This window comes from uncultured Sphingomonas sp., assembly GCF_964237155.1.
GTDB lineage: Bacteria > Pseudomonadota > Alphaproteobacteria > Sphingomonadales > Sphingomonadaceae > Sphingomonas.
In genome coordinates this window covers 1-10,234 of sequence record NZ_CAXSHH010000082.1, presented here as the reverse complement: position 1 = coordinate 10,234, position 10,234 = coordinate 1, and the positions used below count along the sequence as shown (strand labels likewise).

Annotated in this window: 14 protein-coding genes and 1 pseudogene; all 15 read left to right on the top strand. The window is 72.0% G+C overall.

Features of this window, described 5'->3' with window-relative positions; translation table 11 throughout:
- Positions 1-117 precede the first annotated feature (117 nt).
- On the top strand, positions 118-2,049 hold the full coding sequence (gene acs, locus ACFE71_RS13435; RefSeq protein WP_375402061.1) for an acetate--CoA ligase: 1,932 nt from the start codon (positions 118-120) through the stop codon (positions 2,047-2,049).
- Between the two features lie 232 nt (positions 2,050-2,281).
- Entirely contained in the window at positions 2,282-2,755 is a 474-nt protein-coding gene (locus ACFE71_RS13430; RefSeq protein ID WP_375402060.1) for a hypothetical protein, read from the top strand.
- A gap of 77 nt (positions 2,756-2,832) precedes the next feature.
- Entirely contained in the window at positions 2,833-4,128 is a 1,296-nt protein-coding gene (locus ACFE71_RS13425; RefSeq protein WP_375402148.1) for a DNA-packaging protein, read from the top strand.
- Positions 4,129-4,143: 15 nt separating this feature from the next.
- Positions 4,144-5,238, top strand: a complete 1,095-nt coding sequence (locus ACFE71_RS13420; protein ID WP_375402059.1) for a phage portal protein — start codon at positions 4,144-4,146, stop codon at positions 5,236-5,238.
- Positions 5,235-5,534 (top strand): DUF6127 family protein, encoded by a 300-nt coding sequence (locus ACFE71_RS13415; protein ID WP_375402058.1) that lies wholly within the window; start codon positions 5,235-5,237, stop codon positions 5,532-5,534. The genes ACFE71_RS13420 and ACFE71_RS13415 overlap by 4 nt, the downstream gene beginning before the upstream one ends.
- Positions 5,534-5,968 (top strand): HK97 family phage prohead protease, encoded by a 435-nt coding sequence (locus ACFE71_RS13410; RefSeq protein ID WP_375402057.1) that lies wholly within the window; start codon positions 5,534-5,536, stop codon positions 5,966-5,968. The genes ACFE71_RS13415 and ACFE71_RS13410 overlap by 1 nt, the downstream gene beginning before the upstream one ends.
- Positions 5,969-6,079: 111 nt before the next feature.
- The gene (locus tag ACFE71_RS13405) at positions 6,080-7,093 is read left to right on the top strand and encodes a phage major capsid protein (protein WP_375402056.1); all 1,014 of its coding nucleotides are present in this window, start codon (positions 6,080-6,082) and stop codon (positions 7,091-7,093) included.
- A gap of 153 nt (positions 7,094-7,246) precedes the next feature.
- On the top strand, positions 7,247-7,612 hold the full coding sequence (locus ACFE71_RS13400; protein ID WP_375429284.1) for a head-tail connector protein: 366 nt from the start codon (positions 7,247-7,249) through the stop codon (positions 7,610-7,612).
- Complete coding sequence (locus tag ACFE71_RS13395; RefSeq protein ID WP_375402054.1) at positions 7,609-7,800, top strand: hypothetical protein; 192 nt, start codon at positions 7,609-7,611, stop codon at positions 7,798-7,800. The genes ACFE71_RS13400 and ACFE71_RS13395 overlap by 4 nt, the downstream gene beginning before the upstream one ends.
- Entirely contained in the window at positions 7,797-8,195 is a 399-nt protein-coding gene (locus tag ACFE71_RS13390) for a DUF3168 domain-containing protein (RefSeq protein WP_375402053.1), read from the top strand. The genes ACFE71_RS13395 and ACFE71_RS13390 overlap by 4 nt, the downstream gene beginning before the upstream one ends.
- Positions 8,195-8,602, top strand: coding sequence for a phage major tail protein, TP901-1 family (locus tag ACFE71_RS13385; protein WP_375402052.1), 408 nt, complete (start codon positions 8,195-8,197; stop codon positions 8,600-8,602). The genes ACFE71_RS13390 and ACFE71_RS13385 overlap by 1 nt, the downstream gene beginning before the upstream one ends.
- A gap of 156 nt (positions 8,603-8,758) precedes the next feature.
- Positions 8,759-9,070, top strand: coding sequence for a gene transfer agent family protein (locus ACFE71_RS13380; RefSeq protein ID WP_375402051.1), 312 nt, complete (start codon positions 8,759-8,761; stop codon positions 9,068-9,070).
- A complete protein-coding gene (locus ACFE71_RS13375) occupies positions 9,067-9,270 on the top strand; it encodes a phage tail assembly chaperone (protein ID WP_375402050.1) in 204 nt (67 codons plus the stop codon). Before ACFE71_RS13380 ends, ACFE71_RS13375 begins: the two co-directional genes overlap by 4 nt.
- Positions 9,263-9,841, top strand: coding sequence for a tail tape measure protein (locus tag ACFE71_RS13370; RefSeq protein WP_375429283.1), 579 nt, complete (start codon positions 9,263-9,265; stop codon positions 9,839-9,841). Before ACFE71_RS13375 ends, ACFE71_RS13370 begins: the two co-directional genes overlap by 8 nt.
- An 82-nt stretch (positions 9,842-9,923) precedes the next feature.
- Positions 9,924-10,234 (top strand): annotated as a pseudogene (locus ACFE71_RS13365) (TIGR02217 family protein); the annotation flags it as partial.

The following is a 10,234-nucleotide window of genomic DNA, read 5'->3' as shown; positions in this document are numbered from 1 at the left end:
GCCTGTCGGCCTATGCGCGCCAGTTCCTGGAGCTGATGCAGAAGCCCGACGTCGATGCGCCCGCGCGCGGACGGACGGAAACCATGCCGACGGTTCGAAGAAGAAGGAGAGGGTTCCATGGCCATAAGCTACCCCGTTCCCGCGGAGTCGGCCGCGCGCGCGATCGTGAACGACGAGCGCTACCGGTCGATGTACGCGCGCTCGGTCGCCGACCCGGAGGGCTTCTGGCGCGACGAGGCGCGGCGTCTCGATTGGATCAGGCCGTTCACCAAGGTCCAGGACACCAGCTTCGACCGGGCCGACTTCCGGATACGATGGTTCGAGGACGGGGCCGTCAACGTGTCCGCGAACTGTCTCGACCGGCATCTGGACACGCGCGCGGACGAGACGGCGCTAATCTGGGAAGGCGACGAGCCCGGCGAGGGACGGCGGCTCAGCTATGCCGAACTGCACGGGCAGGTATGCCGCTTCGCCAACGTGCTGAAGTCGCGGAGCGTGGCCAAGGGCGACCGCGTCACGATCTATATGCCGAACATGCCGGAGGCGGCGGTCGCGATGCTCGCCTGCACGCGCATCGGCGCGGTCCACTCGGTGGTATTCGCCGGCTTCTCGCCGGAAAGCCTGGCCGGCCGTATATGGGACTGCGACTCCCGTCTGGTCGTCACCGCCGACCAGGGCGTCCGGGGCGGCAAGACGATCCCGCTCAAGGCCAATGTCGACGCCGCGCTTGCGCAATGCGACTCGGTCGAAACGGTGATCGTGATCAGCCGCACGGGCGCCGACGTGCCCATGACGTCCGGCCGGGACCACGCATATGCCGAACTGGTCGCCGCCGCATCGACGGACTGCCCGCCCGAACCGATGGACGCCGAGGATCCGCTGTTCATCCTGTACACGTCGGGATCGACGGGCAGGCCCAAGGGGGTGCTGCACACCACGGCCGGCTATCTGCTGTGGGCGGCATCGACCTTCGAATATCTGTTCGATCACAGGCGCGGCGACATATTCTGGTGCACCGCCGACATCGGCTGGATCACGGGACACACCTACCTCGTCTATGGGCCGCTCGCCAATGGCGGCACCACGGTGATGTTCGACGGCGTGCCGAGTTATCCCGATCCCGGCCGCATCTGGGAGACCTGCGACAGGTTGGGCGTCAACACGCTCTATACCGCGCCGACGGTGCTGCGCGCGCTGATGCGCGAGGGCGACCAGTGGGTGACCAGATACGACCGGCGGTCGCTGCGCCTGCTGGGCAGCGTCGGCGAACCGATCAATCCGGAGGCCTGGGAGTGGTACCACCGCGTGGTCGGGGAGCGCCGCTGCCCGATCGTGGACACCTGGTGGCAGACCGAGACCGGCGGCGCGATGATCGCGCCGATGCCCGGCGCGACGGCGCTGAAGCCGGGCTCCGCGACCAAGCCGGTGTTCGGCGTGCGTCCCGAACTGGTCGACGGGGAGGGAACGGTGCTGGAGGGCGCGGCGGAAGGCCACCTGTGCCTCGCCGCGAGCTGGCCGGGCCAGATGCGCGGGGTCTGGGGTGACCCCGAGCGGTTCTTCGACACGTACTTCACGACCTTTCCGGGAAAATTCTTCACGGGCGACGGGTGCCGCCGCGACGAGGACGGTTATTACTGGATCACCGGCCGCGTGGACGACGTCATCAACGTGTCCGGCCACCGCATGGGCACCGCCGAGGTCGAGAGCGCGCTCGTCGCGCACCGACTGGTCGCCGAAGCCGCCGTCGTCGGCATGCCACACGAGGTGAAGGGCCAGGGGATCTACGCCTTCGTGACGCTGAATGTCGGCGAGGAGGAGAGCGAGGCGCTCAGGAACGAGCTGCGCGGCTGGGTGCGCCGCGAGATCGGACCGATCGCGACGCCCGACGCGATCCAGTTCGCGCCCGGCCTGCCCAAGACCCGGTCGGGCAAGATCATGCGGCGGGTCCTCCGCAAGATCGCGGAGAACGAGACGGGCGCGATGGGCGACATTTCGACCCTGGCCGACCCCGGTGTCGTGGACGACCTGATCGCAGGGCGGGTGACGTAGCATGAGCATCGCCGGTCGATCGAAAAAGAACCCGCGCGGTTCTTTTCCGATTGACATCGTCACGCTGTTTAAGTACAAAACAGGAACGTCGAGAATTACCGAGTCGGGCCGGGGGGCTCCGATCGGGGTTCGGGCGGTCGGGGATATGGAAGGCCGGATACGCGGGCGGGGTTGGCACCCCGGCCGGGTCGCCGGCCTTTCGCGCGTTTCGGCGTTCAGGGGGGAGCGGGGCATGGACGAGATAACGAGTGGGACGAACCGGGCGCTGCAGCGGCGGGCGGATGGGCGGGCGCAGCGGTTGACGGCGGAGCGACGCAAGCTGTTCCTGACGGAGCTGGGCACCAGCTGCAACGTGAAGCGGGCGGCCGGGGCGGTCGGGGCGAGCCAGTCCGCCTTCTATGCGCTGCGCCGGAGCGACGAGGCGTTCGCCGCGGCGTGGGAAGAGGCGCTGGCGACGGGATATGCGCGGCTGGAGGCGGAGCTGCTCGCCGCCGCGCTGGAGGGCGAAACGGCGGACGTCGCGGTCGACCGGGCGCTCGCGCTGTCGCTGCTGGGGAGGCGCGACGCCAAGGCGCGGTCGGGCGCGCCGGGAGGCTATGGGATGATAAGCCGCACCCGCCACGTACCGATGGCGGACGTGGAGGCCGCGCTGCTGCGGCAGCTCGAGCTGCTCGAAAAGCGGCTGAGGTCGGGGAAGGAGGCGTGAAGGCCGCGGTGCAGGGGCCGCCGCATAAGAGGCAGGGCGGCGATGGGGGGCGGGCCGGCGAGGGCGGACGGGCCGGCGTGCTCGCGGCGCTGGAGCGGCTCACGAAGCATCCGGCGCTGCACTGGCTGCCCACGCTGCGGCGGATCGGCGCGGACAATCTGCGGACGCTGGAGGCGGATTGGGACACCTGGGCGCTGCCGGGCCAGCGCGTCGCGGGCGACTGGCGGGTCTGGCTGATCCGGGCCGGGCGCGGGTTCGGCAAGACGCGCGCGGGGGCGGAATGGATCAGCGAGATCGCGCGGACCACGCCCGACGCCCGCATCGCGCTGGTCGGGGCGACGGCGAGCGAGGCGCGGCAGGTGATGGTGGAGGGCGAGAGCGGGCTGCTGGCGTGCAAGCGTCACGGCGAGGCGACCTGCTGGAAGCGGGATCAGGGGCTGCTCCTCTTCGGATCGGGCGCGCAGGCGCAGGTATTCTCGGCGGAGGCGCCCGAATCCCTGCGCGGCGCGCAACACCATGTCGCCTGGTGCGACGAGATCGCGAAATGGCGGTACGGCGAGGCGGCGTGGGACAATCTGATGCTGGGCCTCCGGCTGGGGACACATCCCCGGGTCGTGGTGACGACGACGCCGCGGCCCAACAACCTGATGCGCAGGATCATGACGACGAAGGGCGTGACCCTGACGACGGGGCGGACGCGCGACAATTTCCACCTGCCCGCCGTGTTCGTCGAGGCGATGGAGGACGCTTACGGCGGGACGGCCAAGGGTCGCCAGGAGCTCGACGGCGAGATGATCGAGGAGGCGGACGGCGCGCTGTGGTCGCGCGCCCTGATCGAGCGCGCCCGCGTGGACGGGCATCCCGAGCTGGCGCGGATCGTGGTGGGCGTCGATCCGCCCGCGACCGCTGAGGGCGACGCGTGCGGGATCGTGTGCGTGGGCCTCGGCGCGGACGGGCGCGGATACGTGCTGGAGGACGCCAGCGTCGGCGGGCTGACGCCGGAGGGCTGGGCGGCGGCCGTGGCGTCCTGCGCCGAGCGCTGGGGCGCGGACCGGGTGGTGGCGGAGACGAACCAGGGTGGTGAGATGGTCGCCAGCGTGCTGCGCGGGGCGGACAGGGCGTTGCCGGTCAAGCCGGTCCATGCCAGCAGGAGCAAGACGGCGCGGGCCGAGCCGGTGATGACCTGGTACGCGTCGGGCCGGGTGTTCCATGCGGGGCGCTTTCCGGCGCTGGAGGACGAGCTGTGCGGCCTGCGCGTGGGCGGCGCGTACGAGGGGCCGGGGCGCTCCCCCGACCGGGCCGACGCGTGCGTATGGGCGCTGACCGAGCTGCTGGGCAAACCGGCCGCGGCGCCGGCGGTGCGGACTCTTTGATCTAGGGGACAGGCGATGAAATGGTTTGGACGCAAGTCCGGGCGCGACGAGTCGCGTCCGGTGTTGGCGCGTGGGTCGGGCGTAGCCTTGGGCGAGTGGCCGCGGACTTATGAGGCGCAGGTTCGGGACGGGTACTGCCTGAACGCAGTGGCGCAGCGGGCGGTCAAGCTCGTCAGCGAGGGGGTGGCGTCCGCTCCGGTGGAGGCCTCCGCGCCCGAGCTGGCGGCGTTGGTCGGCGCGCGGAGCGGGGGGCGGCCGTTCCTGGAGGGAGTGGCGGCGCAGCTGCTGCTGCATGGGAATGCGTTCGTAGCGGTGATGCGCGATGCCGAGGGCGGGGTGGACGGGCTGTTCGCGCTTCGGCCGGAGCGGGTGCGGGTGGAGCTCGATGCGGGCGGATGGCCTGCGGCTTACCGGTACGCGGTGGGGGAGCGGGTGGCGCGCTTCTCGGCCGATCCGGTCAGGCCGGAGGTGATCCATCTGCGCAGCTTCAACCCGGTCGACGATCATTACGGGCTTGGGTGCCTGCCCGCGGCGGCGGGGGCGGTGGCGATCCACGACGCGGCGGCGCGGTGGCACAAGGCGCTGCTGGACAACGCCGCGCGGCCGTCGGGGGCGCTGGTGTTCGACCCGGGGGACGGGTCGGTGCTGTCGCCCGATCAATGGGCACGGTTGAAGGACGAGATGGAGGGCGCGTTCCAGGGCGCCGCCAACGCCGGGCGACCGATGCTGCTGGAGGGCGGATTGAAGTGGCAGGCGTTGTCGCTGTCGCCCGCCGACATGGATTTCGTCGGCACAAAGGCGGCGGCGGCGCGCGAGATCGCGCTGGCGTTCGGGGTGCCGCCGATGCTGCTGGGGCTGCCCGGGGACAGCACTCACGCGAACTACCGGGAGGCGAACCGGGCGCTGTGGCGGTTGAGCGTGCTGCCGATGGCGGGAGCGATCCTGGCGGGGATCGCGGAAGCCTTACGCGGTTGGTGGCCGGACGCCTCGCTGATGGTCGATCTGGACCGGGTGCCGGCGCTGGCGGAGGAGCGGGCGATGTTGTGGAAATCGGTATCGGCGGCGGACTGGTTGTCCGACGACGAGAAGCGCGAGCTGGTGCGGCCGTGAGCGCGGTGCTGGAGCAGCTGCTGGGGCAGGCGGCGGATCGGGGGGTCGACGCGGCGACCTTGCGCGCGATCGTGGAGGAGGCGGGGGAGGCTGCGGCGACACGGGCGCTGACGCGGCTGGGACTGGCGGATGCGGGGGCGGGGCGGGACGTCGCCGAGCTGCGCGAGCTGCTGGGGAGCTGGCGGGCGGCCAAGGTGTCGGCGTGGAAGGCGCTGTGGGGCTGGGTCGCGCGGGTGCTGTCGACGGTGGTGCTGGCGGGGATTGCGGTCAGGTGGGGCGGGGAGGTCTGGAAGTGATGCCGTCGGTTGGAGAGGTCCGGGCGTCTCCCCTCTCCCCGGCCCTCTCCCCTTCCGGGGAGAGGGAGATACGCTTTGCCGGATACGCCGCCGTGTTCGACCGGGTGGACCGGGTCGGGGATGTGGTCAGACGGGGGGCGTTCGGGGCTGTGGCTCCGGTACCGTTGCTGTGGGCGCATTGGGGCGGGGCGGTGGGGGAGATCGGCGCGATCGGGGAGGATGCGGTGGGGTTGCGGGTGGAGGGGATGGTCGGGGGCGAGCTGGCGGGGTTGGTTCGGTCGGGGGCGGTGGCGGGGTTGTCCGTCGGGTTCCGGGCGCTGCGGGCGAAGCAGGGGGTTTGGCGGGAGCTGTTCGAGGTGGAGCTGGTGGAGGTGAGTCTGGTCAAGGTGCCGATGCAGGCTTTGGCTCGGGTGGAGTGGGTGGGGAGCGGATAGGTCCGGCCCTCACCCTGGCGCTTCGCGCCTGTCCCTCTCCCGCGAAGGCGGGAGAGGGTTTTCAAGAGGGGGCGCTTCGGCGTCCTTTTTTCGTTTCTGGAGGAGAGTGGCATGAGTGACGTGGTGATGGCGCGGCCGGTTCTGGAAGGCGCGCGCGAGGGGGTTCCGCGGGGCGGGGCGGCGTTCGACGGGTTCGTCCGGGCGGGGACGACGGTGGAGATGAAGGCGTTCACCGGGGTGACGGGGGATGCGGGCGGGTTCGCGGTGCCGCGCGAGATCGATGCGGCGATCGACGCGGTGCTGAAAGGCATCTCGCCGATCCGGGCGATCGCCAATGTGGTGAAGGTCGGGACGGCGGGGTACCGCAAGCTGGTGACGACGGGCGGCACGCCGTCGGGCTGGGCGAGCGAGACGGGCCCGCGGCCGGAGACGGCGACGCCGGTATTCACGGAAATCGCGCCGCCGATGGGCGAGCTGTACGCCAATCCGTCGGCGAGCCAGGCGATGCTCGATGACGCCGCGTTCGATGTCGAGGAATGGCTGGCGGGCGAGATCGCGACCGAGTTCGCCAAGGCCGAGGGCGCGGCGTTCGTGGGCGGATCGGGGGTCAACCGGCCCAAGGGCTTCCTGACCTATCCGACGGGCCCGGCGAGCGACGCGACGCGGGCCTTCGGGACGCTGCAGCATCTGGCGTCCGGGGCGGCGGCGGATTTCGGGACCAACCCGCAGGAGCGGCTGATCGACCTCGTCCAGTCGCTCCGCGCGCCGTACCGGCAGGGGGCGTGCTTCGTGATGAACGCGGCGACGCTGGCGCGCATCCGCAAGTTCAAGACGGCGGACGGCGCGTTCCTGTGGTCGCCGGGGCTGACGGCGGGACAGCCCGCGACGTTGCTGGGGTACCCGGTGGTCGAGGCGGAGGACATGCCCGACGTGGCGGCGAACACCTTGCCGATCGCGTTCGGGAACTTCCGGGCGGGGTATCTGGTCGCCGAGCGGACGGAGACCGCGATCCTGCGCGATCCGTATTCGAACAAGCCCTTCGTGGGGTTCTACGCGACCAAGCGGATCGGGGGTGCGGTGGTGAATTCGGAGGCGATTAAGCTGATGAAGATCGCCGCGAGCTGATTCGTAGAAGCCGGCCGGCGGCTCGGTCATGCCGAGCCGTCCGACGACGCGGCTTTGCCGCGTCGAGCCCCTCCACCACTCGCCCGAGAGGGCGAGTGGTCCCCCTCCCCCAGCAAGCTGGGGGAGGATTACAGAAAAAGCGGGGATGATCAGATGACAACGGGAGGAGCGCCGGTGCCGCAGGGGGCGGTGGACGGGGCGGTGGGGGCGGCGCGGGCTTACCTGCGGATCGTAGGGAACGCCGAGGATGCCGTGCTCGGCGTGCTCGCGCGGGCGGCGATCGAGGTGGGGGAGCAATTCACGGGGACGTGCTTCGTCGCGCGGACCGGGGAGACGGCGTCGCCCGCGCCGGTCCTGGCGACGGACTGGGACGGGCTGCCGGCCGGGATCGCGCACGGGGTGGTGATGCTGACCGCGCATCTGTTCGAGGCGCGGGGGCGGGATGCTGCGCCCCCGGCGGCGGTGGCGGCGCTGTGGCGGCCGCACCGGCGGATGCGGCTGGTGGGGGTGCAGGCGTGAGCGCGGTCGAGCGGATCGCGGCAAAGGCGGTCGAGGCTCGGGCGGCGGCGTTGGCGGACGCCTTGGGCGCGGTGGAGGGGGTGACGGTGGAGCGGACCGGCGGCGACCTGGTGCTGAGCGGGCGTGGCTTGCGGGCTCGGGTGGTGACGGAGCGGGTGCTCCGCGATCCGGCGAGTGTCCTGCGGTGAGCGCGCGGGAGATGTTGGGGGCGGCGGTGGTCGCTCGGCTCCGGGCCGATCCGGCATTGGCGGGGGTGGCGGTGTTCGATGCGCCGCCGGTCCGCGCCGCGCTTCCCCATGCGGTCGTCGAGGAGGCGGTGCTGGGGGAGTGGGGGACCAAGTCCTTCGCGGGCCACGAGGCGCGGTTCGCGGTGCTGGTGTGGGACGCGGGCGAGCGGCCGGTGCGGCTGCGCGCGCTGCTGGGCGCGGTGGAGGCGGCGGTGGGATCGCTCCCGGCCGAGCTCGGCGGGGGCTGGCGGGTGGCGGGGGCGAGGGTGGTGCGGAGCCGCCTGGCGCGGGCGTCGGGCGAGCGGTGGGTGGGGAGCGTGGATGTATTCGTGCGGATGTGGAGGGAGGAAGAGTGATGGCGGTCGAGAAGGGTAGCGCGTTCCTGCTGAAGGTCGGGGACGGGGCGGCGACGCCGTCGTTCGCGACGGTGGCGGGGATGCGGACGACGCAGATGTCGGTCAACGGCGAGGCGGTGGTGGTGACGAGCAAGGACTCCGGGGGCTGGCGGCAGCTGCTGGGCGGGGCGGGCGTCAGGTCCGTCAGCGTGTCGGCGGCGGGGGTGTTCACCGGGTCGGCGGCGGAGGCCCGGGTCAAGGGGAACGCCTTGTCGGGCGCTCTGGATGAGTACCGGCTGACGTTCGAGGGCGGCGAGGTGATGCAGGGGCGGTTCCTGGTCACGCGGCTGGATTACTCGGGCGATTTCAACGGGGAGCGGGCCTACGCGGTCAGCCTGGAGAGCTCGGGCGCGGTGGTTGGTTCTTAGAACCCTCTCCCGCTTTTGCGGGAGAGGGACAGACGCGGCGTAGCCGCGGCGAGGGTGAGGGCCGGACCTCGCCTCGGAGGGGCACTGCCCTCACCCTGGCGCTGACGCGCCTGTCCCTCTCCCGCGAAAGCGGGAGAGGGTTTTTGGAGAATGGACATGGACATGGCGAATTCCGCGCGCGGCGAGGCCGCGGTGCGGGTGGGTGGGTGCGCGCTGAAGCTGCGGCCCAGTTTTCAGGCTCTGGTGGCGGCGGAGGGAGAGCTGGGGTCGTTGTTCGCACTGGTGGAGCGGGCGGCGGACGGGCGGCTGAACCTGGCCGAGCTGGTCGCGCTGTTCTGGCATTGCGTCGTCGACCCGCCCGAGGGGCTGACGCGCGAGGCGCTGGGGGAGGCGGTGACGCAAGCCGGGCTGGCGGCGGCGACGCCGGTGCTGCGCGTGCTGCTGCGGCAGATACTGGCGGGGCGGTGACGGGACAGTTCGTGGACTCCGCCGTGCGGCTGGCGGGGTACGCGGGGGCGGTGCTGGGGTGGTCGCCGGACGCGTTCTGGCGGGCGACGCCGGCGGAGTTGGAGGCGGTGGCGCGGGCGATCACCGGCGGAGGCGATGTGGTCGCGCCGCCGGACGCGGGGACGCTCGCCGCGTTGAGGGAGGCGTTTCCGGATGGATGAGGAACTGGACCGATTGGTGATCCGCGTGCGGGCGGACACGGGCGCGTTCGCGCGTGACGTGCAGGCGATGCGCGGGGCGCTCGACGGGCCGCTCGAGGCGGGGGCGGAGCGGGCGGGGCGCGCGGTGGAGGGTGCTCTGGCGCGGGCGGTGCGGACGGGGAAGCTGGGGTTCGAGGACCTGAAGCGGGTGGCGCTGTCGGTGCTGGCGGAGATCGCGGCGGCGAGCGTGCGGGACGGGCTGGGCGCGGTCCTGGGCGGCGGGGGTGCGGGCGGCGGGATAGCCGGGTTGCTTGGCGGGCTACTCGGCGGCGCGGCTCCGGGGCTTCCGGGTCGGGCGACGGGCGGGCCGGTGTCGCCGGGGCGGGCCTACGTCGTCGGCGAGCGGGGGCCGGAGCTGTTCGTGCCGACCGGGAGCGGGCGGGTGCTGGCGAACGGGGCCGGCGGAGGCGGCGGGCGTGAAGTGCGGGTGGCGATCACGGTGAATGCGGGGTCGGTGGGGGCTCCGGAAGCGCTGACGCGGTCGGGGCGGCAGGTGGCTCGGGCGGTGCGGATGGCGCTTCGGGAGGAGTGAGGGAGAGGGGCGGGGGGCGAGAGGGCGGTTCTCTGAACAGTCCCTCTCCCCGGCCCTCTCCCGCAAGCGGGAGAGGGAGAAGATGGCTTATTGGTTGGCGACTGAGCGGACGGTGCAGCGGGCGGACGTGATCTCGCGGTTCGATGCGCGGTTCTGGACGGTGAACTTTCCTCGGCCGATGATGGCCTCGGTCACCACGCCCGCGCACGATGCGCTGCGGGTCGATCTCGCATTCTACGCCCAAGACGATCTGGCGGGGCTGATCTGGGAAGCGGAGGACGCCCACGACCATCCGCTGCTGGCGTATGAGACGTCGCGGGATTTCCGGGGGTGCCGGTTGCGGTTCCGGTGGCGGTCGGGGGGCGTGCTGCCGCTGGATGCGGTGAACGGGCC